The 26,822-nt window shown below is 66.8% G+C and carries 18 protein-coding genes and 1 pseudogene; 9 read left to right on the top strand and 10 right to left on the bottom strand.

The genetic code is table 11. From position 1 onward, the window contains the following. Nucleotides 1-162: 162 nt before the first annotated feature. The 5 genes from IPI67_02255 (at nucleotide 163) to IPI67_02275 (ending at nucleotide 5,597) form a co-directional block, all read left to right on the top strand. Nucleotides 163-939 carry an SDR family oxidoreductase gene (locus tag IPI67_02255; protein MBK7579004.1) on the top strand — a complete coding sequence of 259 codons (777 nt, stop codon included), beginning with the start codon at nucleotides 163-165 and terminating at the stop codon, nucleotides 937-939. Further along, the gene (locus IPI67_02260; protein ID MBK7579005.1) at nucleotides 936-1,340 is read left to right on the top strand and encodes a RidA family protein; all 405 of its coding nucleotides are present in this window, start codon (nucleotides 936-938) and stop codon (nucleotides 1,338-1,340) included. Before IPI67_02255 ends, IPI67_02260 begins: the two co-directional genes overlap by 4 nt. A 16-nt stretch (nucleotides 1,341-1,356) precedes the next feature. Further along, a complete protein-coding gene (locus tag IPI67_02265) occupies nucleotides 1,357-2,157 on the top strand; it encodes an enoyl-CoA hydratase family protein (protein MBK7579006.1) in 801 nt (266 codons plus the stop codon). A gap of 17 nt (nucleotides 2,158-2,174) precedes the next feature. Next, nucleotides 2,175-3,335, top strand: a complete 1,161-nt coding sequence (locus tag IPI67_02270; GenBank protein MBK7579007.1) for an acyl-CoA dehydrogenase family protein — start codon at nucleotides 2,175-2,177, stop codon at nucleotides 3,333-3,335. A gap of 78 nt (nucleotides 3,336-3,413) precedes the next feature. Further along, complete coding sequence (locus IPI67_02275) at nucleotides 3,414-5,597, top strand: sulfatase (GenBank protein ID MBK7579008.1); 2,184 nt, start codon at nucleotides 3,414-3,416, stop codon at nucleotides 5,595-5,597. Nucleotides 5,598-5,633: 36 nt separating this feature from the next. On the opposite strand, the gene IPI67_02280 is transcribed toward IPI67_02275, so the two are convergent. Continuing rightward, nucleotides 5,634-6,497: a phosphate/phosphite/phosphonate ABC transporter substrate-binding protein gene (locus IPI67_02280; GenBank protein ID MBK7579009.1), complete on the bottom strand. Its 864-nt coding sequence runs from the start codon at nucleotides 6,495-6,497 to the stop codon at nucleotides 5,634-5,636. A gap of 69 nt (nucleotides 6,498-6,566) precedes the next feature. On the opposite strand from IPI67_02280, the gene IPI67_02285 reads away from it, so the two are divergent. Genes IPI67_02285 through IPI67_02295 form a run of 3 tightly spaced genes read left to right on the top strand, consistent with a single transcriptional unit; the run spans nucleotide 6,567 to nucleotide 10,763 of the window. Further along, entirely contained in the window at nucleotides 6,567-8,060 is a 1,494-nt protein-coding gene (locus tag IPI67_02285) for an NADH:flavin oxidoreductase (GenBank protein MBK7579010.1), read from the top strand. A 13-nt stretch (nucleotides 8,061-8,073) separates the two neighbouring features. After that, nucleotides 8,074-9,591 (top strand): DUF362 domain-containing protein, encoded by a 1,518-nt coding sequence (locus IPI67_02290; GenBank protein ID MBK7579011.1) that lies wholly within the window; start codon nucleotides 8,074-8,076, stop codon nucleotides 9,589-9,591. Next, nucleotides 9,588-10,763, top strand: a complete 1,176-nt coding sequence (locus IPI67_02295; GenBank protein MBK7579012.1) for a GNAT family N-acetyltransferase — start codon at nucleotides 9,588-9,590, stop codon at nucleotides 10,761-10,763. Before IPI67_02290 ends, IPI67_02295 begins: the two co-directional genes overlap by 4 nt. A 26-nt stretch (nucleotides 10,764-10,789) precedes the next feature. Here IPI67_02295 and IPI67_02300 read toward each other — a convergent pair whose 3' ends face one another. The 9 genes and pseudogenes from IPI67_02300 to IPI67_02340 form a co-directional block, all read right to left on the bottom strand. Then, nucleotides 10,790-11,524 (bottom strand): hypothetical protein, encoded by a 735-nt coding sequence (locus IPI67_02300; GenBank protein ID MBK7579013.1) that lies wholly within the window; start codon nucleotides 11,522-11,524, stop codon nucleotides 10,790-10,792. Between the two features lie 121 nt (nucleotides 11,525-11,645). Next, a complete protein-coding gene (locus IPI67_02305) occupies nucleotides 11,646-13,256 on the bottom strand; it encodes a DUF2254 domain-containing protein (protein ID MBK7579014.1) in 1,611 nt (536 codons plus the stop codon). A gap of 128 nt (nucleotides 13,257-13,384) precedes the next feature. Beyond that, the gene (locus IPI67_02310) at nucleotides 13,385-14,929 is read right to left on the bottom strand and encodes a hypothetical protein (protein MBK7579015.1); all 1,545 of its coding nucleotides are present in this window, start codon (nucleotides 14,927-14,929) and stop codon (nucleotides 13,385-13,387) included. A 138-nt stretch (nucleotides 14,930-15,067) separates the two neighbouring features. Continuing rightward, nucleotides 15,068-15,571 (bottom strand): hypothetical protein, encoded by a 504-nt coding sequence (locus IPI67_02315; GenBank protein MBK7579016.1) that lies wholly within the window; start codon nucleotides 15,569-15,571, stop codon nucleotides 15,068-15,070. Nucleotides 15,572-17,015: 1,444 nt separating this feature from the next. After that, nucleotides 17,016-17,252: pseudogene (locus IPI67_02320) on the bottom strand (energy transducer TonB). 1,709 nt (nucleotides 17,253-18,961) lie between these two features. Then, nucleotides 18,962-21,703, bottom strand: a complete 2,742-nt coding sequence (locus IPI67_02325; protein ID MBK7579017.1) for a protein kinase — start codon at nucleotides 21,701-21,703, stop codon at nucleotides 18,962-18,964. A 103-nt stretch (nucleotides 21,704-21,806) separates the two neighbouring features. Next, nucleotides 21,807-23,615 carry a hypothetical protein gene (locus IPI67_02330; GenBank protein ID MBK7579018.1) on the bottom strand — a complete coding sequence of 603 codons (1,809 nt, stop codon included), beginning with the start codon at nucleotides 23,613-23,615 and terminating at the stop codon, nucleotides 21,807-21,809. 122 nt (nucleotides 23,616-23,737) lie between these two features. After that, nucleotides 23,738-25,042 (bottom strand): PQQ-binding-like beta-propeller repeat protein, encoded by a 1,305-nt coding sequence (locus IPI67_02335; GenBank protein ID MBK7579019.1) that lies wholly within the window; start codon nucleotides 25,040-25,042, stop codon nucleotides 23,738-23,740. 10 nt (nucleotides 25,043-25,052) lie between these two features. Continuing rightward, complete coding sequence (locus IPI67_02340) at nucleotides 25,053-25,787, bottom strand: hypothetical protein (protein ID MBK7579020.1); 735 nt, start codon at nucleotides 25,785-25,787, stop codon at nucleotides 25,053-25,055. Between the two features lie 155 nt (nucleotides 25,788-25,942). Between IPI67_02340 and IPI67_02345 the strand changes: the two genes are divergently transcribed. Continuing rightward, entirely contained in the window at nucleotides 25,943-26,818 is an 876-nt protein-coding gene (locus tag IPI67_02345) for a radical SAM protein (protein ID MBK7579021.1), read from the top strand. The last annotated feature ends 4 nt before the right edge of the window (nucleotides 26,819-26,822 follow it).

Genomic DNA, 26,822 nt, shown 5'->3' on the forward strand with positions numbered 1-26,822 from the left:
GAAATCAGCCGCAAATCACGAGTAAGGGCTGGTAAGCAAAGGTACGCGCGCCTCCTACCAAAACGTACCCGTGTGCGCAAGAGGCCGCAGCCCACCACTGGTGCCGGACCGGGCGCGCGTTCGCGTTGCCGCCGGGGCTCGGCGCGACAATGGTGGGCGCCCATGCTGCTTCGAGGCAAAACCGCGGTCATCACCGGCGGCGGACGCGGGATCGGCTCGGCGGTGGCACATGCGCTCAGCCGAGCGGGCGCACGGCTGCTGGTCGCGGCCCGCTCCCGGGATCAGGTGGAGCGCGTCGCGGCGGAGCTCACCCGGGACGGCTTCGAGGCTCACGCAACGACCTGCGACGTGACCCAGGAGGACAGTGTCGAGGCGTTGCTCGCCCACGCCAGCCAGAAACTCGGCCCGGTCGACATCCTGATCAACAACGCCGGCATCGCGAGCTCGGCGCCGATCAAGGCAACGACCCTGGACGACTGGAATCGCGTGCTTGCCGTGAACGCCACGGGACCGTTCTTGTGCACGCGAGCGTTCATCGCTGGCATGGCGGAGCGGCGCTGGGGCCGCGTCGTCAACGTGGCCTCGATCACTTCACGCATGGGCGCGCCCTACGTCGGCGCCTACACGGCGTCCAAACATGCCGTGCTCGGCTTCACCCGGGTTGCCGCCGCCGAGTACGCGGACAAGGGTGTGACCATCAACGCAGTGTGCCCTGGCTACGTCGATACGGAGATGACGCAGGCTTCCGTTGATCGCGTGGTCGACAAGACTCAGCTCGACCGCGACGGCGCCCTGGCCGCAATCTTGAAGACCGCGAATCAAAAACGACTGATCCGCCCGGATGAAGTGGCGTTCGTCGTGGCGTCGCTGTGTGCCGAACAAGCCGGCGGAATCAACGGACAAGCCATCGTGATCGATGGCGGAGGGCTGCTTTCATGACACATGTATTGGTGAATCCAGCGGCGCTCGGCGCCCCCAAGGGTTATTCGAACGGTGTGCTCACGCCGGCCGGCGGGCGACTGTTGTTCGTGGCCGGGCAGGTCGGTTGGGACGAAAAACAAGCGATTGTGGGGCCGGAGTTCAGCGCGCAGTTCGCCCAGGCGCTGACGAACGTCGTCAGCGTCGTGCGCGCCGCAGGTGGGGAGCCCGCCCACGTGGCTCGCATGACCCTCTACGTGACGGACAAAGACGAGTACGTCGCGGCTCTGTCGGCAGTCGGCGCCGCGTATCGCTCGCTCATGGGACGCCACTATCCCGCGATGACCTTGGTCGAGGTGAAGGCACTCTTGGAAGAGGGCGCCAAGGTCGAGATCGAGGCCACTGCCGTGTTACCCGCGTAGTCAGGAGACCGTGTCCATGCCGATCACCCCGAAGAGCTTCCTCTACGAGCTCGACCCCGAGACCCATGTCGCGACCGTGACACTGAACCGTCCGGATCGACTCAACGCGCTGACCTTCGAGGTCTACACCGAGCTCGGCGCGACCTTCCGCGCCCTGGACACCGAAGCCAACGTCCGCGCGATCGTGATCACCGGCAGCGGCAAGGGTTTCTGCTCCGGCGGCGATGTCGAGGACATCATCGGGCAGCTCTTCGCGCGGGATCACCAAGGGCTGCTCGAGTTCACCCGCCTGACCGGCGAGCTGGTCGTGGCCATGCGCAAGTGCCGACGACCGATCGTCGCGGCGCTCAACGGCACGGTGGCCGGCGCGGGCGCCGTGATTGCCACGGCTGCGGACGTGCGTATCGGAGCTCAAAACGCCCGCATCGCGTACCTGTTCACCAAGGTGGGGCTGAGCGGCGCCGACATGGGCATGTGCTGGCTCTTGCCTCGGGTCGTGGGTTTCGGGCGCGCCAGCGAGCTGCTCATGACGGGGGACTTCATCAGCGCCGAGGAGGCCTTGCGCATCGGCCTCTACAACCGGGTGGTGCCCACCGATGGCGTCCTGATGGAGGCGCAAGCGTTCGCCGCGCGGCTCGCCCGCGGTCCCGGCTATGGGCTCGAAGTCACCAAGGCCTTGCTGAACCGCGAAGCATCGATGGAGTTCATGGCGGCCATCGACCTCGAGGCCGAGGCCCAGGCCGCGTGCATGCTTCACCCGGATTTTCGGGAAGCCTACGAGGCTTTCCGCAACAAACGCGCGCCCAACTTCCGCTGAAGAGAGCCCCGATAACGATGCCCGATTGCCGGACGGTTCGCGCGTTCTTGACGGAACGACACCTGAAGCTCGAAGAGCAGGCGAGTGCGTTCGCGCGGAGCGAGATCGCGCCGTTGCCGGTGCCGGCGGACGACGTCGCGGCGCGAGCGCAGGCGCGGGTGATGTTGGAGCGGCTCGGTCGCTCGGGACTGATGGCCGCAATTCAGCCCCTGGATCTGCGCGCTTGCTGCCTGATCCGCGAGGCGTTGGCGCGCGAGTCACCGCTCGCGGACGAAGTGTTTGCGTTGCAGGCCCTCGGGGCGACGCCCATCCTGCTCGGTGGGTCAGCTGAGCTCCGTGAGGCCTACCTCCCGAAGGTCGTGAGCGGTGAGCTGATGGCGGCGTTTGCGATGACCGAGCCCGAGGCCGGCAGCGACGTCGTGTCCCTCTCCACCTCCGCCCGCCGCGATGGAGATCACTATGTTCTCGACGGCACGAAGACCCTGATCTCGAACGCCGGCATCGCTGATTTCTACACCGTGTTTGCCAAGACGGATCCGGCCGCTGGGCACCGCGGGCTGTCGTGTTTCGTAGTGGACGCGGGCACCGCCGGCCTGCACTTCGACCGCGCCTTGGTGCTCTCGGCGCCCCATCCGCTCGGTGACATCAGCTTCGATGGGTGTCGTGTGCCGCTCTCCCACCGGGTCGGAGACGAAGGCAGCGGCTTCAAGCTGGGCATGGGAACCCTCGACAGCCTGCGAACGACGGTGGCGGCCGCGGCCTGCGGCATGGCCGAGCGTGCGCTCGACGAAGCGCTCGACCACGTCGTCACGCGCCGGCAGTTCGGCGCGCCGCTCGCCGAGCTCGCGCTGGTGCAGCACAAACTTGCCGCAATGGCGATGGACCTCACCGCAGCGCGCCTGATGGTCTATCGCGCGGCCGCAGAGAAGGACGCCGGAGCCGAGCGGGTGTCGTTGGAAGGAGCGATGGCAAAGGCCTTCGCAACCGAAGCCGCCCAACGGGTCATCGACTCCGCCGTGCAACTCTGCGGCGGCCGCGGGGTGCTCGCCGAGAGCCCGGTCGAGCGCCTGTACCGGGCGATTCGACCGCTGCGGATCTACGAGGGCGCGACCGACGTGCAGCATGTGGTGATCGCCCGGGCGATCTTGAAGGCACACCGCGAGAAGGCAGCCGGATGAGCGCACTCGCGCCCCAGTCCGTCCTGCTGAACGCACGTCACGCCGCCGCCAACTTCGCGAGATTAGTTGGGAACCTCCGTGCCCACTTGGTACCCTGATAGCTCAGTGCCCGACGGCTCCGACTCCAAGGCGTTACCGTCGCCGCTCTCCTGGTCGCTCCACGGCCTGAAGGTCGGGGCGCTGGTCGGAGCCGCATCAGGGCTCGCCAGCGCGTCAGCCAGCCTGCTTTCGTCTGCACCCAGGCCACCCGCGACGAAGATCCTGGCAGCGACCGCGGTCAGCGGAGCGCTCCTCAGCTTGTCGTTCTTCGTGTTGTCCCTGCTCGTTTCTCCCGCGCTGCGTCATCGTGCCGGGCGCGGCTTGGCGCTAGCGCTTCAGGCGATCGCCGCCGGACTCTTCGTCGGCGTCCACCTCACCAGCGGTGTGCTCAAGGCGTTCTCGGGGTCTTATTTGACGCTCGGCGCCGTGGAGTTCTTCATGGCCGGGGGACCCCACTTGCTGCTCACCATCGTCGTCGGGTACGGGCGTTGGGTCGCCCTACTCGGTCTCGTGGTGACGGCGGTCATCGTGATGGTGACACGGGCCGGCCGCGCAGCGCTCCGGCGCTCTCCGCGCACCGGAGCGGCGCGGCAGCCAAGACAGCTACTTGGGTTTGCCGCGCTCACCGGCTTCGCCAGCGCCGGTCTGGTACCGGCGGCGGTGAGCAAGGACCTCGCCGCCGCCAGCCCCGAAGCCGCGTTCGCCGAGTCGTTGACGCCGGGCGAGTGGGAGCCGGTGACTGCGGAGCCCGAGGCCAACGGCAGGGCAATCGGCGGGACGCCCAGGCGCGTGCCAGACGAGGGCCCCGTGCAAACCGAGGGCAAACGCTGGCGCGAGCTGGCGAGGGCAGCACCGACACGCAAGACGAACGTGCTCTTGCTCACCCTCGAGTCGATCTCGATCAAACATCTCGGTTACTTCGGCTACGACCGGGGAACGACGCCGAACTTGGATCGCATCGCGGAGCGCAGCTTGCGCATTCGGCGAGCGTGGACCACCGCCACCCACTCCAACTACGCGCAGATGGCCATCCTGTCGTCGCTGTTCCCGAGACGCACGACCGGCCTCGACGTGTACAGGCGCCTCGACTACCCGCGCGTGCTCTTGCACGACGCCTTCAACCTGCTCGGGTATTCCACCGCGACCGTTTCGAGCCAGGACGAGACCTGGCAGGGAATGCTCAAGTTCCAAGAGACGGGTACGCCTACTTTTTATCGGCACTCCAGAAACTACGATGGGCTGCGTCAAGACATCGGCAGCGAGCTGGTGGTGCTCGACCACGTGACGGTCGAGGTGGCCAGCGACTGGATCCGCCGCCAGGGCCCCAAACCCTGGTCGCTGTACGTGAATTTTCAGGCGACTCACTTCCCGTACAAACTCCAGCCGGGGATCCCAGCTCCCTATCAACCCACCAATCTGACGCCGGGGACCTTCGATTACCTGGGGTATCCGGAGAGCGATCGCCAACAGGTCATCAATCGCTACGACAACGCCCTGCACTATGTCGACGAGCAGATCGGGAGGCTGGAGAAGGCCCTGGAACGCGCGGGGCAACTCGACGACACGATCTGGATCATCACCGCGGACCACGGAGAGAACTTCCACGACCACCGCCAGGTGACCCATGGCAAGACGCTGTACGACACCGAGGCGCGGATCCCGCTCTTGATCCATTGGCCGAAGGGGCTCGAGCCAGCCGACGTCAACGACCCGGTATCGCACCTCGACATCCTGCCGACTCTGCTGGACCTGTTGCGGCTGCCACCGCACCCCGCGTTTCAGGGGCGCAGCTTCCTGTCCGGGGCCGAGCCTTCGCAGCAGCCGCCCGGCATCTACATGAACATTCAGGGGCTGAAGAGCGGTGAGGCCGTGGTCTGCTGGCCGTGGAAGCTGGTGGTCAACCGCAGCATGAAGACGACGGAGCTGTTTCAGCTCGAGCGAGACCCGGACGAGCTGGACGACCGAATCGAACGAGAGGCGGAGGTCGCCGACGCGCTCAAGCGCACCCTATCGGCCCAGATCTCCGCGCAGCTCGCGTATCACAAACAAGGCAACCCGGCGCTCACCGAGCGTTACGCGCCGCGTTTGCTCAGCTGCCCGAGCCTGCCCGGTGTGCAGCGCGCAGCAGTACCCGAGCAAGAGAAGCCGGAACGCGCGCGCGGTACGGCGCCCACGGAGCTCGTGCGCGAGGTCGAGGCGAAGGCCCCGGAGCGGAAGAACTGAGTCGAACGCGGCAGAAGCTTTGAGCCAATGCCGGGGTCAGCGGGCGCTCGGCGGGACCTCGAGGTGCGTCACGAGCTCCTCGAGATGTGCGAGGTGCTCTCGATTGACGGAGACGAAGCCGGTCGCGTCGAGCAGCTCGGAAGCCGCTCGCCGCACGACGGAGTGGCCCTCCCCGGTCAGAGTCTCGGAGATCTGCTGGGCAATTTCGGGATCCAGATGGACCGAGGCCGCCAGGATGTCCGAGGGAATCGGGCCCGCGCATTTGATCACGTTGACCTTCGCTCTGCCCCAGCCCGCAGTTCGGATCCGACCTGCGTCATCGAAGTGAGCGAAGGTCGCGCCGACATCGGCGCGGCCATCTTGCACGGCCGCGACGACGGCGTCGTGGGTCCCGAGAAAGTTCTCTTCGCGAAACGCTCGTGCGGGGTCGACGCCGGCCGCCCCAAGTGACGCGCGGATGACCAGGTAGCCTGCCGAGCTCATGTGATCCACCCAAGCAGCGCGCACACCTCTCAATGCCTCGATGTCTCGAATGTTCGAGTCCTCCCTGCTGAACAGCGCCGTCCAATACCAGGCGGACCCCGAGCGGACCGGCGCTGCAAGCGGCACGGCGCTCCCTCGCGCGATGGCGCGGACGGCAATCATCGGCGGCAACCAGGCAAAGTGGATCTCACCCCAGTGCAGCCCCGCCAGCAGATCCGTGTAGGTGCCTACCGCGTGGGACACCACGGGAAATTCGATGGCAACGCTGAGTGCGTCGCACAGCACATCGAGACGACCGTGTGTTGGCCCGGCCGCCCGCACCGTCGGTCGCATCGTGACTCGGCCGGCATCGGACAGAGTGGTGCCAAGCCGGATCTCGTCGAGCTCGGGAGCGCGGGGCTTCGGCGCGTCGGTCATGGGCTTGAGGCTGAGGTTAGCTCGAAATCGGTCGCGTATCGCCTGCGTCGTCCTAAGCTGTGGAGCGCGATGTGGCACCCTCCGGGCGCAACCCGGCACCCACTGCCCGATGTGACCTGGCCAACTCGGGCCGAGGCTGCCCGATCGCGCTGGTTCAGCCCGCTGTCCGCGGGAAACCTCGACCTTCTCCGGCGCACCTGGGTCCCGGCCATGGTGCCGTGGCGGGCCAGCGACGACGGCTTCGTGACGGAAGACGTGCTCGACTGGTACGAGCGCTTTGCGCGCGGTCGACCTGGCGCTCTGGTCGTGGAGGCCACCGGCATCCGCGACGTGCCCAGCGGGCCGCTCTTGCGCATCGGGCACGACCGCTTCGTGCCGGGCCTGCGCGAGCTGGTGCAAAGGGTCACCCGCGCCTCGGAGGGTCAGACGCGCCTCTTCATCCAGCTGATCGACTTCCTCTCGCTTCGTCGCCGACCCGACCCCGAGCGTTATTTTCGGAGCTACTTCGCGCTCACGGCCAGGCACCGCCAGCTCCTCGCGGACCGGGCACAGGGGGACGACAACCAGCGGTCGCTGCTGGCGTCCCTGCCCCGCACGGAGCTGGAACAGGTGCTGAGCGAGCGCGAGCTCGAGGCGCTCGACTACGGAGCTCGTGAACGCATCACTGACGTCGAGCTGCCTCACATCCGGGAGCTCCCGCAGACGCTCCCGGCTTCATTTGCCGCGGCGGCCGTGCGCGCAAGGCTCGCTGGTTTCGACGGCGTCGAGCTGCACTACGCCCACGCCTACACGATGGCGTCGTTCCTCTCGGCGCGGAACACCCGGACCGATGGCTACGGTTCCACGCTGACCGGGCGCCTGCGCCTACCGCTCGAGGTGTACACCGAGGTCCGCGCGGCGGTCGGCGCGGACTATTGTGTGGGGTGCCGCTTTCTCGCCGACGAGTGCATCGCCGGTGGCACGCGGCCAGACGAGGCCAGTCAGGTGGGTGTGGCGTTCGCTCGCGCCGGGTTCGACTTCTTGTCGCTGTCTCGAGGCGGAAAATTCGAGGACGCAAAACGACCCCAGGTCGGTTCCGCGGCCTACCCCTACACCGGGCCGAGCGGGTGGGAGTGCATGCCAACCACGCTGGCCGATGCCCAGGGACCCTTCGGTCGCAACGTCGTCGCGGGGGCGCAGATCCGCTCTGCCGTACACTCCGCCGGTCTCGAGACGCCGCTCGTCGTGTGCGGGGGGATCGCGAGCTTCACACAAGCCGAAGCGCTGCTCGAGCACGGGCACGCCGACGTGGTGGGCTCCGCGCGGCAGACCCTCGCCGATCCCGATTGGTTCGAGAAGGTCCGGCTCGGGCTTGGTGGTCAGGTGCGGCGGTGTGCGTTCACCAACTATTGCGAGGGCCTCGACCAAAAACACAAACAGGTGACGTGCAAACTCTGGGATCGGTTGGCGCTCGACGCACCCAACGTCAAGCTCGCTCGGATTGGACGGCGGCGGCTCGTCGCGCCAGATTTCGAGTCGTATGCCAGCCCGTCGCTGACGGAGGGCGAGGACCGCGGAGCGTGATACGCTCCCGCGCATGCGTCCCGCCCCGCGACCGAAGGTCATCCTCCGCCACTGCGACAGCTACGACCCTGAGCGGATCCGCCGCATCGTCCGTGAAGGCATGGAAGAGCTCGGCCTGCGCCCTCACGGCCGAACGCTGCTGAAACCGAACCTGGTCGCCTCCGGGCCGCTCTTCGAGCACGCGCACACCCGGCACGAGTTCGTCGAGGGGGTGCTCCTGGCGCTGCGCGATCGCGACGCCGGGCAGATGAAAGAGCTGGCCGTCGGCGAGCGCTGCGGCATCACCGTTCCGTCACGGCAGGCCTTTGAAGGCGCCGGCTTCCTCTCGATGCTCAAGCGCGTCGGCGTGAAGCCGTATTTCTTCGAGGAAGAGCAGCAGGTCGAGATCCCCTACAAACACCCGCGGCGGCTGCGGGACTACGTGTTCACGCCGGAGCCGATCGCGCTTGCCGACTTCTTCGTCAATTGTCCCAAATTCAAGGCACATCCTTGGACGACCGTGACGTTCTCGATCAAAGCGTACATCGGCATTCAAGACGATCGGCACCGGCTGATCGATCACGACCACCGGCTCAACGAAAAGATCGCCGATCTTCAGCACATCATTCAGCCCGAGCTGATTTGCATCGACGCCATCATCGCCGGCGAAGGGCGCATGCTCACGCCCATTCCCCGCGATCTCAACCTGATCATCATGGGCAACAACCAGGTAGCGTTCGACTCCGTGTGTTGCCAGATCATCGGAGTCGATCCGACGACGGTCGATCACATTCGACTGACGAGCGAGGCGGGGTTTGGCCCGATGGCCCTGGAAGCCATCGAGCTGTCGGGGGACGTCACGCTGGAGGCAGCCCGTGAGCGCGCCTCGGGCTTCAAGGTTGGCCTGATCCGCGTGGAAAAGTACTTCGAAGGCACGAACATCACGGCCTACGCAGGCGCGCCGCCGGACTCGGAACGCACCGACTACTGCTGGGGCGGCTGCCCGGGGGCCATCGAAGAGGCGATTGAGATCCTGCGCCTCTACGATCGAGAGTGCGATGCCAAGATGCCGCGCATGCACGTGGTCTTTGGCGCCTACGACGGCCCCATCGACGCAAAACCCGGCGAGAAGGTCGTGTTCATCGGCGACTGTGCGACCTTCGACGGGAAGATCGGCGAGCAGGTCGTGCAGATCCGCAGCAAGTATCGCGACCGTTCCACGAAGGACCCGCACACCGCACGCCACGACGACATCTACGTGAAGATGGCGAAGGTGACCCGCAAGCTGAACGCCGCCAGAGACGAGCAGGTGATCCGCTTCGAAGGCTGTCCGGTCAGTGTCGCGGAGCAGGCCCTCGCCCTGGTGCGGCTCGGCGGTCTGGAGAACCCGTACTTGAGCCCCGAGCACGCGCTCCAGTTCACGAAGAACTACCTGATGTGGCGCTCCGCCTCGATGGCCAAGCGGCTGACGGGCACTCCGTACCAGCGCCCGGGAGTGAGCCCGCGCGGTGAGGCCAAACCCGAGCTGGGAGTGGGCGAGCCCGCGGAATGAGTCGCACCGAGGTCGACGTCCGGCTCATCGACGGCGACGCGGAGCTGGCGGCGCTGGCCGAGATCGAGGCTTGGTCATTCGGTGTCTCGAGCACCGAGTGCCAGGCCTGGCTGACCCGGGCGGGTCTCGACAATGTCCGGGTCGGCATCGCCGCGGGCAAGCTCGCCGGCGGGTATCTGTCGGTCCCGATGGGGCAGTGGTTTGGCGGCCGAAGTGTGCCGATGACTGGAATCGCGGGGGTCGGCGTCGCAGCGGCCGCCCGCGGGAGCGGCGTTGCGCGCTCGATGATGGCGTTCGCAATCAGGGAGCTGCGCGCGCAGCAAGTTCCGCTCTCCGCGCTCTACCCGGCGACCATGCCCCTCTACCGCAGCGCCGGCTACGAGCTCGCGGGCTGCCGATTTCAGGTGAAGCTCGCGCCCGGGCGCATCGGCATTCAGGAACGCGAGCTTCCGGTCCGCGAGATCACCGACGCCGATGCCACCGCTATCGAAGCCGCCTACCGAGCGCACGCGGCGCGGCAGAACGGGTACCTCGATCGCGGGGATTACGTCTGGCAGCGCATTCGAGCGCCGCGTAACGAGCCGGCGCGCGGCTGGCTGGTGGAGGTCGACGGCAAGGTCGAAGGCTACGTCTACGTACGCCAGAAGAGCGCGGGCCTGTCCTACGAGCTCACGCTGACCGATCTCTCGGCCGTCACCCGCCGGGCGGCTCGACGCCTGCTCTCCTTCTTGTCCGACCACCGTTCGCTCGCCGAAAACGTCAGCTTCTTCGCAAGCCCCGCCGATCCGTTCGTCACCGATCTGCCCGAGCGCGGCGCGGAAGTCCGGCTCAATCACCACTGGATGCTTCGGATCATCGATCCGGCAGCTGCGCTCCGAGCGCGAGGTTATTCGCCGGGGCAGAGCGCCGAGCTCGATCTTGCGCTTCGAGACGAGCTCCTGGGTGAAGAGCAGCGGCTCCGCCTCAGCGTGGCCGGAGGCCGGGCCGAAGTCCGCGAGGGTGGCAGTGGAGCACTTTCTCTGGACATCCGGGGCCTCGCACAGCTCTATTCCGGCTTCGCCACGCCACACGACGTCGTGCGCGCGGGCCTGGCCGAGGCGGACGACGAGACCCTGGCGGTGGCTCAGGGCATCTTCAGCCTGCCGGCGCCAACCATGCCAGACATGTTCTGATGATGTAGCGGCTGCTCACTCGAGCATCACGCGTTGCGCGGTGGCGGCTCGCTGGGCGTGAGGTGCGGCCGGCCCCAGCAGACACGGAGCACACCGACTGCGGAGAGTCGCAGAGCGCGTGACAGTGCCATGCAGAAGTACGCGCGGTGCTCGCCCTCCGTTGCCAAGGGGACGATGCGTCGTGCATCGCCTGACCCGCGCAGCTCTTCGTTGAACGCGTCGACCACGTCGTCGACGGAGCGGACATTCACCTCGGTCGCGTCGAAGGTCACCGCATTGCCACCAAGCAGCACAGCGAGCGACCGCTCGAAGTCGAGGGTGTCGACGTCACCACGGTGATCGAGATAGAGGTCCGCAGTCCGCCGGCGCTCCCCGACGAAGTCGTCGCGGTAGTACTCCGAGAGTACACTGACGAGCTCGGACGGGAGCTCACCCGGCTGACCGAGCCGCTCGGCAATGGTGCGGCGTTCGTACTCGTCCAGCTCGAGCGCGATGCCCTCCGCCTGGAGGCGCCGAAGCGCCTCCGGCAGGGTCGTCGCCGGACGCGTGGACTCCGGCTGGGAAGCAACCTCCACCAGCACGGCCCGGGGTACCCCGGTTCGCGCAGCCCCGAGCACCACCCGGACGGGCTGCCCCTCCAGGGGCTCTTCGACGCAGGCCGTCACGTCGAACAGGATCTCCCGGCCGTCCTCGAGCTCGAGGGTGCCGAAGCCATTTTCCTGTTTGAACGAGCAAATCAAGCCGCTGAGCTGAGTTTCCATGGTCGCCCCTAGAACCTACCCCGATGTACGAGCATGTACGCCTGCGGGGCACCGGAGCTTCCCCAGCCGAGTCCTTCCGCCTCCCGGGCCCCACCGCCCGCGCGCTCGGCCGGGGTCCCGCTCACGCCTCCGGCGCGCCGGAGGGCGGCGCCGCGCTCACGTTCAGCCAGCCGAAGAACTCTTCCATCTTCGCGCGCTGTCGTGGAGGCATGTACTCGAAGTTGCGACCGCGATCGATGATCTCCCAGAAATCTTTGGTGGTCACCCGCTCGAGCTCCGTGCGAATTGCCAAGAGCCGCTCCGCCGGTTCGTCCGCCATGTCGTCGGCGATCATGCGCGCGCGCCGTTCGTCGCCGTGCAGCAAGTAGTACGCAGCGAGCTTGACCTGCGCCTTGCGCACGCCCATCAGCCCCCGCTCCTGGCTGCGCACCGAGGTGGGCCGATCGAGCTCCAGGAACAGGTCGACCATCTCCTGTTCAATCGAAGCCTCGAGCTCACGCGCGTATTGGCAGAGTGACGAGACGTCGTAGGCAATCGTCTCGGTCACGAAGGTGAGCTTCATGTCGAAGCTGACGTGCCCGTAGTACTGCATGTGCTTGACGCCCTCGAGCGCGGCCTTGGTGTGACCAAGGCGCAGCATCGACTCGACGAGCAGGCGGTACTGGTTGAGCACGTTGTAGGCCGTGCGCACGTCGCGGGCGTTCAACGTCGAGCGCAGATACGAGTTCATGAAACGAAAGACCAGGGTGATCAGCTCGTCGTCCTTGGCCCTGGCCGCCGCCTCGCCAATGTAGCGAGTGTCGATCGCGACCAAGTAACAGATGTCGCGCATTGCCCCGAGAGCCTCGTTGTAGATCCCGAGGTACTGACGCATCACCTTCCACTCGACCCAGGTGCGGCGTTGTTCGAGGTCGTGGAGGCTCTCGGGATCCATCGCGACGAAGTCCGGGTTGGAGCGGATCGAGCCGCCGACGTTGAACCAGATGTCGGACGACCCGGGCTTCACCTGCACGTAGTCGATGGTGAAGTCCTTGAGCGCGTCGACTGCGCCACTGGCGATGATCTTGTCCTTGCCGGAGATGGAGTTGCTGGTGATGTCGGTCAGCTCTTCCATCGACGACAAGGTCTGAGCCTGGGCCTGGGCACTGGAAGCGCCGTCGACGAACTTGGCGCCGCTCTGCACGACCGCGACGGCTTCGCGACGAATGCGCGAGATGATGTTGTTCGGCTCCAAGAACCAGAACACGTAAGAGAAGTACGGAGCCATCAGTACCAGGCCGCCGGTCGTCGCGAGCATCATCGCGACCAGCGTGTAGCGGGGCACGAAACCCTGTTGCAGCGAGACGGAGAGCCACACGCCGCACACACAACAGACGACGTAGTACGCGGCCACTGTCAGGTTCACGCGGTCACGCATGAACATGCGCGCGACACCGGTGTAGCGCTCGGCAGACAGTTGCACGACGATGCTGACGACCGTGATCACGATACCGAACACGGCCGCGGACATGCCCGCCAGCGAACTGACGGCGTCCGAGATGTGATCGGGGTCGAAGCGTACGTAGTGGCTGAACGGAAGGCCCAGCCCGCTCGCACCGTCGGGAGGCGCGCGGAAGACGTCGAAGCTGTAGAAGAGCCAGAAGATCGCCAGCGACGCCGACGAGAGCAGCACGATCGGGATCAGCCACTGTCGGCGAAAGTTGGGCGTGTTCGACGGGTCGGCGTTCGCCATGGCTGCGGGCGCCAGTGTACTCGGCTCGCGGCCAGCTGAAGAGCCGTGTTCGCGCGCATTTCACCGACAAAATGCGCAGCGCCGCCCCGGAAATCCCGGAACGGCGCGGCGCTCGCTGGATTTTCGGCTCAGTCGAGGCCCGGCAGGTGTCTCGGGAATTGACGAACTAGCTGCTGCACCCGTGTGTGCCCCGCGACCTCGAGCAGAGACATCAACTGGCTGTTCGTCACGGGTTTGCCGTCCGACAGCAGCTTGCTGATGCCGAGGTCCGGCGGGTTGATGGTGTTGGGGTTCGTCGCGAGCTTGCCGGTGACCGATAGGTGCATGTGGTGATGGTGGAACTGGAACCAGCCCATGCCCGTGTCCGTCACCTCGTAGGCCAGCTTCGATTGCACGGCCGTACACGATTTGGCGGGTAGCCAGCCGGTCGCGCACAACGCCGGCATCGCGCTCTCGACCAGCGCTCCCGCTTGCCCGTCGACGCCGATCACTCGGACGATCGAGCTGGTCATGAGCGCGCCGAGGTACAGCGTGGTGCGCCATAGGTCCAGGCTATCCGGGGCGGAGACGCAGTGGTACTGGTCCTTGCCGCCGGACACGTGGTTACAGATCGGCCGCAGCTTGTTGTCCGGCGTCCCGGCCTGGAAATACCCCATGTCGATATCGTGACCGTTGACGTGTGTGCCCGCCGGGTGCCCCGGTTGTCCCACCGACGTTCCGGGGATCGCGCCGTTCGACTCACTCATGTCACCCAGGCCGATGAGGCCACCGTTGCCGGTGTTCCAGGTGTTGGCCTTGCACTCGACGTAGGCCGCCGCGTACTTGACCAGCATCTGCGTGTCGCGCCGCAGGTAGCTGCGATACTGGTTGGCCTGCGTCTCGCCGTTGATCGGATAGTCTTCATACCCGGGGCCGAGATCAGGCTCGAAGGGCAGGAGCTCACCGCAATAAGCGAGGGTTCCGGTGCAGTCGCGCTGCGGGAGCTTGCCGGTGCAGTCGGGGCCGGGTCCAGGACCCGGGCCGTTGCCGGCATCGGGAATGCACTTGCCCGACGCGCTGTCGCACTGCAGACCCGATGGACAACTGCCCGTCGTGCAAGGTTTGGCTTCGCAGTTCAGAGTCTTGGGGTTACAGACCTCCGTCGACTCGCACTCGCTGTCGTTGGAGCAGCCCGGCACACAAGCACCCGCGCTCGGGTCACAGGCATAGGCGCTCGCGCACTCCGAGCTGTCGCCACAAGTCTTGAGGCAGAACGTGTTGCCGCTGGTCATCTTGAAACACTCGCTGCCGGACGGGCAGCCAGCGGTCTCGCAGTCCGCTACCGCGCAGTAACCGTTGGGCCAGCCCTGAGCGTCGGTGATGCATTTTGCGCCAGCATCGGTGCAGTCGCCGTCCCCGCTGCAGGGGGCCCCAATTGCGCCAGCGACTGGACCGCCGCCCCCGCCGCCGCTGCCCGTGGCGCCGCCGCCCGCCGCACCGCCGAGGTTGTTGCCGCCGGTCCCGACACCGCCGACGCCCACGTTGCCCGTGCCGCCGGTCCCAACACCGCCCGCGCCCGCGTTGCCCGTGCCGCCGGTTGCAAGACCGCCTCCGCCACCACCGGACGAACAGCCGGCCGCGACGGCCGCGACGATCACCGCGGAAAACCCGAAGAAGATGCTGGTTTGCTTCATAGTGCCACCATGTCGTTGTTGGGGCGTTCATGTCGCACAATGTAGGCAGACGTGCAAGCGCTCTCGTCCCGGCGCTCACAACCGGCCGAAGCCACACTCGAATGCGCTGCGGTGGCGGCGCATGCCGCCAGCCCGCTGTCAGTCAGCCGGCGGGAAGTCTCGATCGAGCACGGTACGGCGTCCGTCGCGTGCGGCGTTGCGGATCGCCTCGTTGCACAGCTTGCGTAGGTGATCCGACAGCACGCCGGTGACCGAGTCCGAAGTGTTCATGCCGGAGCGCGCCTTCACGTAGGCCTTCAACTTCGAGACGACGACGAGCACGTCCTTGGGAAGCTCGTTCTCGATGCTCGCTCCGACGATACGACGGCGTGGCGCGTCGACCTCTCCATCGCTGGCTCGAGCCTCGCGCTCTTCGGCCTCTCTCTGACGTTGGTGCTCGGCGCGCGTGGGCGCCTGCTGTTCCTCAGCCCAAGCGTCCCGATGCCGTGCCTCGGGCAGGTGCGCGTCCCAGCACGACACCGAGCAGAAGAACAACCCGATGCGCTTTCGGTTACACGTCGAGACGCTGCAGACCCAATACTTTTGCTCGAAGGCGATTTCACGCTTGCACGTCGAGCACACCTTCCAAGCGGATTCTCCCATGGCTACCGCCGACGATAGCGCCCGACGCAGCCTGTGCAAAAACAAATCGCGGGCGTCAGCGTCGCCGCGTCGGGCGCCCCGCACCCCGGCTGCTCGGTGCGCTGGATTTCGCAGCAGACGATGGAACCCGGGATGACGGCGGCACGCTGGAGGCAGCAACGGGCGTGATGCAGCGGGTGATCATCAGCAGATAGACAACCCGCCGGATCACGTCCGGATCGTGGCCGGCTTCGACGAGATCGGGAAGGGATGCCTGTGTCCGTGCGATCGAGTCGGCGACGGTTTGCTCGCCCGAGTCGAAGTCGAATGCGTCCACGTCGGACTCCGGGTGCAGATGCAACCCCGAGCCCGCCAGGCGGGTCAGCACGCGATCCATCGAGTTTTCCTCGGGGTGTTCCCGGATGCCCCGGGTCAAGATCGTTAGCGGCGAAGCGACGCCCGGCACGTTGCCCCAGATCCCCTGGAGCAAATCGAGGCCGTTGTAGAACGAATACTTGGTCCCAGCGGGTAGGCTGAACAGGTAGGTCAAACGCTCGCCCAGCTGTTCGTTGCGAACACCTGCGATTTGCTCGGGGCTGACGAGGCCGAAGTCGATCAGCTCCGACTCGAGTGTGGCCTCGTGGGTCGGCGGCTGCGAGATGGGTTCGCTCTCGAGCTGCGACTGGTCGATGATGCCAGCAGCGACGAGCAGCGGTCCGAGTGGGGCGATGCGCGTCCCGATGTTGATCTTCGTTGGAATGCCATCTTGAAAGTAACCGGCGTGCTCGACCGGAGTGTCCTCTTTGCGGTCGACGGGCTCGGTGAAGATCAGAGTGCCCGTCAGCGTCCGGTCCAGAAGGTAGAGCAAGATGTGCGAGAACGGCGTGCGCTCGAACGACCCGCTGGCGCTCGGTGCGTGCATTTGATCGAAGGCGCCTCCCCCCTCCTCGTTCGGGGGGATCGTCCTGGGCGCGCGACGCCACTGCGATGACGGAGCGGAAGGCTCGACCTCGGAGATCTCGTGCGGATCGAGCACGTCGTCCTCGATGCCATCGGGGCCGACAGGCGGCGCCACCGCAGCGTTCGTCCTGCGACGTGGCGCGGGCTGAGGGGCGGGACTGGGCGCAGCGACCGAGCGACTGCCGCTCGGGTTGTCATCGAGACCCGGATAACTGGCGCCGCTGATCGAGCGACGCGGTGGCCCGATCGAAGGCGGCGCCATGCTCCCGCGCTGTGACGGCGCCGAAGGTGCGGATGGGTACGAGGGACTGGTCACCTCGATGCTGCGCATTTCTGCGCTCTTGAGCTCCGCGCTCCGCAGGTCCGACGCGTCTGCGATCACCGTCGCATCTTCGGACTTGGGTAGGTGCACCCGGCGCGGCGGTGCGACGGGCGTCACCCCCGGGCTCGGAGGCCGAGCGTGCTTTGCCGTTGGCGGCGGTTGCAGAGGGCGCGAGGGCTTGACGGGCTCTGGCTCTGGCTCGGGCTCCGGTTCGGGCTCGGGCTCCGGTTCGGGCTCCGGCTCCGGTTCGGGCTCCGGCTCGGGCTCGGGCTCCGGTTCGGGCTCCAAGAGGTCGGGGAGCTCGGGTTCGTAGGGCAGTGCGCTCGCCGCCTGCTCGGGTTCTCGAGTCTCCAACATGTCCGGCAGCACGCCGAACGCTGGAGCGGGTTCCTCCTCCGGCTCGTCCGGCATCAGCTCGGGCATCACCCCGAAGGCGGGAGCAGGCTCCTCTTCCGGCTGCTCCGGCGCCAACTCGTACATCTCGCTGAACTCGGCGGGGGCCGCTTCCTCGTCCGAGAGTTCGATCAGCTCAAGCGGTGCCTCGGGCTCGGACGGCTCGAGTGCCGCGGGCGGCACCGTCGGTACGGCATTGTCGGGATCGAAACTGTCGGGCGGTTCACTCGCGGGCCGCGGCGCAGGCTTCCTCTGAATCGCGGTCTGCTCGAGCACCTTGGCTTGCGCCTCGGCCAAGAGTTCGTCTGCTTCGACTACCCCGACGACCTGGCGCGCGGGATCGTTGGCCAGATCGAGCGCAACGCGCGCCCTGATCGCCCCGCCGTGCGCGTCGTACACGAGCCGCACCGTTGGATTGACGTAGTCGGCCGGCTCCGGCGGGGTCTTGAGCACGACACCGAGCTCACCGGTATTGAGCTGCACCGCCGTTGCTCTCGGGAAAATTCCGAGCGCACCGATCAGCAGCGCGAGCAGCGCCCGTTCGGTGGCATCGCGCGCTTCTTGGGTCATCTGCTCGATGGCCTCGTCCGGCGTCGGCGTCGAGCTCGCCGCCAGATCCGGCTCCAGGAGCTCGTTGAAACGATTAGCCGTCTGGACGATTCGCGGCGCGACCATCGCCCGCCGGATCCCTCCGTACATCTGTCCCAGGTGCTCGGCCTGCCGCAGCCAGTGGGACTCGTAACCGATGACGGTGCGGACCATCGACGCCGGTCTCAGCTGGCCCAAGGCCGTGAGCACCAGCGCGGTTGCCGCCGGGAGACGCCGCTCTGCGTCCTCCGTCATGCGCATCACCACGACCTCGTTGCCTCGACCCACGATGCCCGTCACGAGCGGGTGCGCGACGTCGAAGAACAACGCACTCATCGCGATGCGGGCGAGCGCCCCGAGGTCGGTCGTCAGCTGCCGGGCCATCGATACGGCCAAGATGCTGCGGTTCACCGCTCGACCCGCAGGGTCGTGGTTCAGGTTGCGCATGGCGGTGATGCCCAAGAACGCGGGCGTGTCACCCTCGGACAACATCACCAGGCGCTGCGCCAGGCGTTTGGCGTGATGCGGCAACTGGTAGCGACCCTTGGTCAGGTTCTCGAAGATTTTGCGCATGACGACGACGCTCGTCGCGTAGGTGCGCACGACCTGCTCCTCGACCGTGAGGTCGTCCTCCTCGTCCATTTGCGCCGGGTTCACGTAGCGCAGACGGATCTTCGGTGAGGGTTCGATGATGCCGTTCTCTGCACGGGCGCTGTCGCCCTGCTGGAACAGGCGGGCCAGCGCGGTGAGATCGGCGCGCGTCGCGTCCGTCTCGATCATGATTTCGGAGACGCCGAGCCGGTGCACCATGGCGCCGAGCTCCAGGGCGTTTTCGTATTCACCGCGCGACGCCTTGAGCAGGTGGCCGGCCACGAACACCGTGCTCTTGGCAAACAAGAGGGTCAGCGACTCCCCGGTCTGGATGCCGAAGGTCTTGAGCGACTCGACCGTCTGCTCGATTTGCTGAAGCACCGCCATGTTGTCGATGGCGTGCAGCTGCACGATCTTGAGCAGGCGGAAGATCTGCAGCGCGAGCGAAGCGCCGAGCTCCCGCTGTTGCTGTGCCTGAGCCAGCTCGGCGACGTTTCGCAGGTAGACATTTTGCTGCGCGTCGTCTTGCGTCTCGTCCGCCAGTTGAATTCCGCTGCTCATCGCGCCCCCAAGCGGGACTTGAGCTGCGCAGCCGCTTGCTGCGCGGCGTTCTTGACGGCCTGCGAGTTGCCCCACTTTCCGGCTGCTTGCTCCAGAACCTCGAGCACGTCGCGGGAGCGGCCCATGCGCGCCAGGAAGTTCATGGCCAGGATGCGGGTGTCGTCCACGTCTTCGCGGGTGAACATGCCGGTCTTGGAGACGAGGTCCTTCAGCAGCGCTTCCCCGCGCGCCGGCGAGAGCTCGCACAACGTCTCGAAGAACAGCTGCCGCTCCTCGACCGTCAGGCGGTGGAAGGCCGCGCTCTGAATGTGCAAGGCGAGCGGCGGCCCGGCCTCTTTCACCTTGTAGCGAACGAGCGTGCGCAGCGCGGCCATGCGCACCGCCTGGTCCGGATCGGTCATCAGCTTGCCGAGCTCGTCGCGGAGGCCTTCCATGTTCGCCGCGGCGCGCATGGCCACGGCTTCGACCCGGAGCTCTGCATACGGACTCAGTTCCGCCTTGCGCAGCGCAGCCGCAGCCGCTTCGGTCTTGAGCCGGCCGAGCAAGCCCAAGATCACTTTGCCGCGGGCCAGGTCTGCGTCGTCGAGCAGCTCGCCGATGGCCTCTTCCTTGCCGATCGCGTGTTTCTCCAGGTATCGAAGCAGTGCGCTGCGAATCTCGTCGACGTCGGCTCGGGTCAGCGCGGCGAGCACGATGTCAAACGAGCGCGAGTCGATATCCTCGAGCAACACGGCCAAAAATGGCGCACAGCGCACCAGCGCCGGGTGTTCGGAGTCCGGCACCTTGCGCGTCAGCTCCTTCAGCATCATCGCGAGCGTCTCGCCGTCGAGCACGCTCCGCACCAGCTCCTCGCGCACCTGTGCGCCCGCGCGGACGGACACACTCTCGGCCACACTCACCACCATGCGCATCGCGAACTCGAGCGTATGGTTCGCGGCGTTCTCGTGCAGTGCCCCGCTCAGTGGTACCGCCGCGAGCATCAGGTTGCCGAACGTGACTGCGTCGTTGGCAGCGTCCGCCAACGTGTCGACGAAGCGTGCCTCCCACTCGTGCTCTGGCATGTCCATCGCGGCGGCGATGGCGGTCTTGGAGCGTTCGTCCAGCGACAGCGCTCCGGACGCGCGCACCGCGCGCAGCGCCACCTGCCGCGCCGCGATGGAGGCGGCCTTCTCTTCGAGGTCCATGGGCTCGTCGGGCTCGACGTTGTCGCCGCGACGTCGGTTCATTTCCGCGAGGATGCGGTGGCCATCCTCGAGCAGCGCCTCGTACTGCCGAGCGGCTTCGTCCGAGGCGTTGAGGGCCAAGAATGACATCACGACCTTGTACTGGACGTGAGTGAGCCCCTTTTCCCAGAAGGCCGTGGCCATGTCGTCTTCCGGCGAGAAGTCCCGGTAGGGATCCATACGCACGAGCTCGAGCCAGTTCCGGAGCTCTTCACCGTCGAGGCCGGGCAACAGCGTGAACTGGCGGAAACCACTGGCGAACAGGTTGTACGGGATCTCGTCGAAGGGATGCAGCGGCTCCCACAGCACGACACCACGTTTGGTGAACGAGTGCGGCTTGACGTCGAAGCGAAAGTCCTCCGGGTGACGCGCCAAACACTGGGAAATCACCTCGGTCGTGTTGGCGATGTGCTGTGCGGTGACCGGGTGCTCCCACGTGTACTGGCGCACTGCCGTGAGTGCGCGCTCGATGTGTTTGAAGGCCTCGGTCAAGTCGAGGATGAGCTGGCGCTCTTCGGGTGTGAGTGGCTCTTCCTTCTGTTCTGGGGCGTCTTGTGCTGCGAGCGCCGCCAGCTGGTTCGCGGCCGGGGATTTCTGGGGCTGTTCGGCCGCTTTCGGTGCGGCGTCGACACCTTGAACGACCTCGAGGACGCGCGCGATCTCGTCGCGCATCTCCTGGGCGTTCTGAAAACGATTGCGCGGGTCCCACTGCAGCGAGCGATCGACGAGGGCAACCACGTCGGGCGGCAGCTCCGGGTTCGAGCGAGCAACGCTGGGCGCCGGGCGCGTCGCCGCGAGCACGAACGCTTCCTGGTGAGAGCGGCCTTCGTGCAGGCGTTTTCCGCTGACCAGCGCGTGCAGTACGGCGCCGATGGAAAACAGGTCGGTCCTCGCGTCAATGCGGTCGTTGGAGCCGAGCGCTTGCTCCGGCGCCATATAGGCAGGTGTTCCGAGCGCGGTACCGGCCAACGTGGGGTCGACGCCCGCCTCGCGGAGCCGCGCCACACCGAAGTCGAGCACCTTCACGTACCCCGAATCCGTAACGAAGATGTTCGCTGGCTTCAGATCGCGATGGACGATGTTTCGTTCGTGGCAGACCGACAGGAAGTCGAGGATCCGGTCCGTGATCTCGAGGGCGTATTCGATGGGGAGAACGCGGTTGTGGCGCTTCCAGAGTTTGTCGAGGGTAACCCCCTCGAGCATCTCCATGACGAAGTAGGGCTCGTTGTCCTCGCTGACGCCTTCGTCGTAGATCTCGACGCGCCCGGAGTGGTCGACCGCCTGGGTGAGCTTGGCCTCGCGGATGAAACGCATCCGGACGCCGTCGTTGGTCGCAAACTCGCCGTGCAGGATCTTGATGGCAACGGGGCCGCCGGCTTCATCGTGGCTGAGGTACACCGCGGCCATGCCGCCGAGCCCGATCAGCTTTTCGATCGACCACTTACCGGCGACGACCGTCCCGATTCGTTGCTTGGCGAGGGTCAGCTCGTCTTGAACTGGCTGCTCTGCCGCCATCCGTGGGCCCCAGGACGTTTCATCATAGAGGGGCCACCGGATGAGGCAAGCTCTCCCGAGCCATGATTTTCGTTTGGATTTCCTGGCCTACCCGCACAGCCGTTCAGCTCGGGTGGCGTTTCGGACGCCGCAGCCGGCGAGTGGGCAGCGCGATCGCCGCAAACAGCAGCAATATCGCGCTCACGCGAAGCCGGCGGGGGCGACGCGGCAGGGAGCAGTCGCCGCCCCCGGAGCTGGAGCTGCAGCTGTCACCACCACCGCTGGAGCTGCCCGAGCAGGTGTCCCCCTCGGCCCCCGAGGACGAGCTCCCGCTGCAGGTGTCCCCGTCGCTGGAGGAGTCGCCGCCGCAGGTGTCGCCGGACGTGTCCCCGTTGCCCGTCGAGTCGCCGCTGCACGTGTCGCCTTCGCTGTTGCTCGAGTCGCTGTTGCAGCCGTCACTGCCATCGCCGCTCGAGCCATTCCCGCTGCACGAGTTGCCGAGGTCCGCCCAACACTGAACATCGACGTTCGGCTGCGGCTCGGGCGTCGGCGACGGCGGGTAGCCGGGGCTGTCACCGTAGCCTCCGTAACCCCCGTAACCTCCGTAGCCCGCGCCACCGGTGGTGCCGCCGGTACCAGACGCCCCAGCGTTGCCGTTGACACAACCCGTGGCATCCGCGGACTTCGCCGTCACCAGTAGCGACACCGCCGCGCCGTCCACGACAGAAGCGCCGAGGAATGCCGGTGACGCGCTGCCCGCGACCGTGCCGTGTCGCGTGACCCGCACGCGGTCTGCGCGCATTCCGGACAACGCGAACGCCACGTCCTCGGCTGACCCACAGCGCAGCGACCCCGCGGCGACCTCGCCCACCGCCACGATCTCGTCGCAAGGTTTTGCGGTGGGCAGATCCGGAACGGAGATCAGGGCTCCCGACCCGCACACGCGCGACAGGCTGGCACCGGACTTTCCGGCAGAGATGGCGGACCAGACGGCCTCGGCGCACAGCTCCGACGACGTGATGGAAGCGCCCTCCTTCTTCGCCCGCTCGAAGTAGCTCTTCACACCCGGCGGCAGCGCGCCCGCGCCGCCCGGCAGGACATTCCAACCAAAAAGCGGCGTGCTCCCGCTGCTCTCGATCAGAAAGACCGCACCCTCGGCCGCCCCAAGGTAACCGCGTCGCTCGAGCGCGTAGTTGCTCTTACCCGCGAGCACTTGCCACTCGATTCCGAGATCGGCGGTCGAGATCTCGTCGACCGAGGGACCCGGCAGAACCCGCCCTTCGGAGATGCTGAACAAGGTGACGTCTGGAACGTCATCCGTGGCCAGGAGTGCGAGTCCAGGGTCTGCGGCTGACGTCAGCGACGATAGACGCAGGGTCTCGGTCGAGAGTGACTCCGCGTTTGCGTCGTAGATCAGAGCCACGAAGCGCGCAGCCCCGGTCGCGCCGAGCTTGGCGGCGTCGGCCGCGTCGAACTTCAGCCCTTGTTTCGTCGCGAACGCGTCGACCTGAACCAGGTCGTCGAGCAGCGCCACAGAGCTCGCAGTCAGCCCCGACGTGAGCGGCTGACTGGTGTCCTCCAGGGAGCCATCGTGGGTCGCCCCGCAGGCGAGCACGGGTTTGGGCGGCCGCACTCGCGCAGCCGTCGACCCGTCGAGGGCACTGAAAAACGCATCCAGGGTCGGGTCGACGGTCGTGCCCGGAGAGACGGGGATTACGAGCGCAAAACGCCCGGGCCCACCGCCCACTTCGAGCGAGAGCCACTCGGTCGTCCATTTCGGCGCGCGGGCCTGCGCGACGCGAGCAGAGCGGACGAAGAGCGACGAGTCGGGCGCGGTCAGCACCCGCCCGGCCGCACCGGCCTGAGCCGCCACGAGCAGCGCGGCAGAGAGGCCGAGCGCCCGAAAGCCAAGCCAAGAAACGGGACGGAACATCGCTGCACCGTCATGAGCAACGAGCGTGCCGCGAGCGATTTCGGCTGGATCTTGCCGCCCGCAACGAGAGGCGTGAACCCCGGTTCGAACCCGGGCCTGTGCCGCTGGTGCGTCACCTCGATTCATGGCCGTGCGCACGCGAGCGCCACCAGGCCCGCACCGTCGATGGCAAAGAGCCGCCCGGCCGCGACCACCGGACTGTGGAGACTACCCCGGGCGATCGACTCGGGTCGCCCGCGCCATTGAACCTGACCGCCCTCGGCACTCAATACCACCAGCTCTTTTCCGTCCACTGCAACGACGGTCGAGCTGCCTCGTGCGCCGGCCATGGACGTCGACCAAGCCACGTCGCCCGGCTCCGCCGGTGCGAGGCCCGCATGCCAGATTTCGGTGCCCTCGTTGCGGCGCACCGCCACCAACGCGCCGCCTTTGTCGCGGAACATCACCTTGCCTTGCATCACGATCGGCCCCGTCAGTTCACCTGGGTCTGCCCGGAAGCTCCAGCGCTTGGCGCCGGTGGCGACATCCCGCGCCACGAGTGTGGGCAGTGCTTCACCTTCCGGCCGCTCGAACAAGTACACCGTCTGCCCGTCGACTGCGATGTGGCTCTTCGGAATCGTCTCGACTCTCCAGAGCTCTGCACCGTCGGCGCTGGCGTGGGCGTAGACCCCCGCACCCTTCGAGGGAGCGTAGTCCGGCGCGAACAACAGCCGCTCGCCAGCCAGTGCGAGTCCGCCCAGACGATCCATGACGTCTTCGCGCACGACGCCATACTCGTGATGTTTCCACAGCGGGGCGCCGCCGGCCTCGAGTGCCCCGACGTAGGTCTTCGGGCCCGCGATGTACCAGGTGTTGGTGGCGAGCAGGTTCTTGCCGTTGGTGAGCACTTGCCCCCACGAATCGAGCCCACGGTTCACCTCCTGCTCACCCTTCCGCGAGTCGAGAATGTACAGCCCGTCGTCGTTGAGCACCACGCGATCGAGCACGAAAGACGGCCATTCGTGGCGAGTGATGTCGACGTGGCTGTCGAACGTCCAGAGTAATTTCCCGGCCAGCGACAGCGCGAAGACGCTGGGCGAATCCCCGATGACGCCGCTCACGTAGAGCGCGTTCGCAGAGACGACGGCGTGATGCAGTCGGGAGGTGCGCGGGGGTTTGGGCGGAGGATCAAAACGCCACAGCGGAGTCAGCGGCCCCTTGCAGCAACCTGCGCTCACGCCGGTTCGTTGGGCGTCGTGTGCATACACGGGCCAGGGGTCGGCGGGACACCTCAGCGAGGAAGCGACGCTGCCCGCCCGCGCGCCAACGCCCACCAGCGCCTCCCCGCGTAGGCGCTTCGGCGGAGCGTCGGGCGTACAGGCCGCCATCAACGCCATGCAGCATACGCCGAGGATGCGCTCGAGCGCAGAACGGCCGCAGTCACTCATCCAAGACGCATCACGGCGCACACGTGTGGTAGCCGGGGGGAAGGAGCGGGTCTGGTTTGCAGGCGGTTCCGCTCGCGCAGAGCGGGCCATTCGGGTGGCAGACCTCGCGGCGCGTCGAACCAACCGGCTGATCGCTCTTGCACGATTCGCGACACGAGACGACGTCCCAATCCGAGCTGATGAGCCCTTTTTCTGCGCAGCAGATGCTGGGCGCTGAACAGTCTTCGGGGCCGTCACAGGTGAGCTCGAGGGTACCGCAGGCTATGCCGTTACACTTGCACGGGTTCTGGACCTTCTCGTTCGAGCAGTAGAGGGGAACGTTGTCGGCCTTGCAGCAGGCATCACCCGCTGAAAACGCGCAGGTGAGCGCGCCGCAGGGCCCCACGCCCACTCCGGACGCCGCACCCCCGGCACCACCCGCGCCGCCCCCGCCGGATGGGCTTCCCCCACTGCCGCCACCGCCGCTCGCGGAAGTGCCACCACTGGCCGAACTGCCACCGCTACCGGAAGCGCCGCCGCCATCGCTCGTCGTGCCGCCGCCGCCTGACATTCCGCTCGAGCCACCGGTGCTCGCGACGCCGGCAACTCCACCACTCGCGCCACCGCTGCCGCCACTCGTGCTGCCCCCCGTTGCCGAGGAACTGCCGCCGGACCCGCCGTAGAGATCCTTCTGTTCCGCCCCGCCGCAGGCGATGAAGCCGACGCTGAACGCCACGAACCAGCAGCGCTCGACCAGCCTCTTCACCCGAAAATCCTGGCCCATGCAGCGTTGGGACGCAAGCCGGCGGATTTCGAGCTCTCGCGCTCGCCGATCCAACGGCAAGAGCCAGTCGGAACTCGGCAGAGCCCCCCGAGCTCCGGCCCGCGCGCCCCCGTGCGTCCGGGGAGTACAATGCAGACGTGGACTACGTCGGCCGAATCTTCCGCCCCCCTAGCGAGGCGTCCAGCCTGCTCTTGCAGGTGACGATCGGCTGCAGCCACAACCGCTGCGCCTACTGCGACATGTACCGCGACAAGCAGTTCCGCACCAAACCTTGGCAGCAGATCTCGGCCGATCTGGCGGAGGCCCAGGCCCTCGGCCCGCGCTACGACAAGCTGTTTCTGTGCGACGGGGACGCGCTGATCCTCTCGACGGCGAAGCTGCTGCAAATTCTGGCGGGCATCCGCGAACGCCTGCCTTGGGTCGAGCGGGTTGGCACCTATGGCGACACACGCAGTGTCGGCAAGAAGAGTGTCGCAGAGCTGACGGAGCTGCGTGAAGCTGGCCTTGGCATCGTCTATCACGGTGTCGAGAGTGGGAACGACACCGTGCTCGCGTGGATCGACAAAGGAGGCACGCGAGCGGAGTGCATCCAGACAGCCGAGAAGCTGCGCGAGGCGAAGCTCGACCACTCGGTCATCGTGCTCCTGGGGATCGGTGGCACGAGGCACTCCGAGGCCCACGCCCGGGACACCGCCAGCCTTCTCACGCACATGGATCCGCGGTATGTCGGCGCGCTGACGACCACGGTTGTGCCCGGCACCCCGCTCGCCGCCCTGGAGTCGAGCGGCGAGTTCGTGTTGCCAGGGAAATTCCCCCTGCTCCGCGAGCTACGCACCCTGGTGGCGGAGAGCGATTTCCGGGCCTGCCGCTTCTCTTCCAATCACGCCAGCAACTATCTGCCCGTGCGCGCCGAGCTGCCGCGGGACAAACGCGAGCTCATCGAGATCCTGGATCGGGTGATCGCCGAGGGCGACGAGTCCCGCTTGAAGCCCGAGTGGATGCGCGGGCTCTGACGCG

Source organism: Myxococcales bacterium, from assembly GCA_016706225.1.
In the GTDB taxonomy this organism is placed as follows: Bacteria; Myxococcota_A; Polyangia; order Polyangiales; family Polyangiaceae; genus JADJKB01.

Excerpts from the sequence above, each read along its gene's own strand:
- IPI67_02315 (MBK7579016.1), bottom strand. The coding sequence starts at position 15,571 with ATGGGAGAATCCGCTTGGAAGGTGTGCTCGACGTGCAAGCGTGAAATC.
- IPI67_02290 (MBK7579011.1), top strand. The coding sequence starts at position 8,074 with ATGCGTCCCGCCCCGCGACCGAAGGTCATCCTCCGCCACTGCGACAGC.
- IPI67_02285 (MBK7579010.1), top strand. The coding sequence starts at position 6,567 with ATGTGGCACCCTCCGGGCGCAACCCGGCACCCACTGCCCGATGTGACC.
- IPI67_02295 (MBK7579012.1), top strand. The coding sequence starts at position 9,588 with ATGAGTCGCACCGAGGTCGACGTCCGGCTCATCGACGGCGACGCGGAG.
- IPI67_02280 (MBK7579009.1), bottom strand. The coding sequence starts at position 6,497 with ATGACCGACGCGCCGAAGCCCCGCGCTCCCGAGCTCGACGAGATCCGG.
- IPI67_02330 (MBK7579018.1), bottom strand. The coding sequence starts at position 23,615 with ATGTTCCGTCCCGTTTCTTGGCTTGGCTTTCGGGCGCTCGGCCTCTCT.
- IPI67_02305 (MBK7579014.1), bottom strand. The coding sequence starts at position 13,256 with ATGGCGAACGCCGACCCGTCGAACACGCCCAACTTTCGCCGACAGTGG.
- IPI67_02255 (MBK7579004.1), top strand. The coding sequence starts at position 163 with ATGCTGCTTCGAGGCAAAACCGCGGTCATCACCGGCGGCGGACGCGGG.
- IPI67_02325 (MBK7579017.1), bottom strand. The coding sequence starts at position 21,703 with ATGGCGGCAGAGCAGCCAGTTCAAGACGAGCTGACCCTCGCCAAGCAA.
- IPI67_02270 (MBK7579007.1), top strand. The coding sequence starts at position 2,175 with ATGCCCGATTGCCGGACGGTTCGCGCGTTCTTGACGGAACGACACCTG.
- IPI67_02265 (MBK7579006.1), top strand. The coding sequence starts at position 1,357 with ATGCCGATCACCCCGAAGAGCTTCCTCTACGAGCTCGACCCCGAGACC.
- IPI67_02335 (MBK7579019.1), bottom strand. The coding sequence starts at position 25,042 with ATGAGTGACTGCGGCCGTTCTGCGCTCGAGCGCATCCTCGGCGTATGC.
- IPI67_02310 (MBK7579015.1), bottom strand. The coding sequence starts at position 14,929 with ATGAAGCAAACCAGCATCTTCTTCGGGTTTTCCGCGGTGATCGTCGCG.
- IPI67_02260 (MBK7579005.1), top strand. The coding sequence starts at position 936 with ATGACACATGTATTGGTGAATCCAGCGGCGCTCGGCGCCCCCAAGGGT.
- IPI67_02300 (MBK7579013.1), bottom strand. The coding sequence starts at position 11,524 with ATGGAAACTCAGCTCAGCGGCTTGATTTGCTCGTTCAAACAGGAAAAT.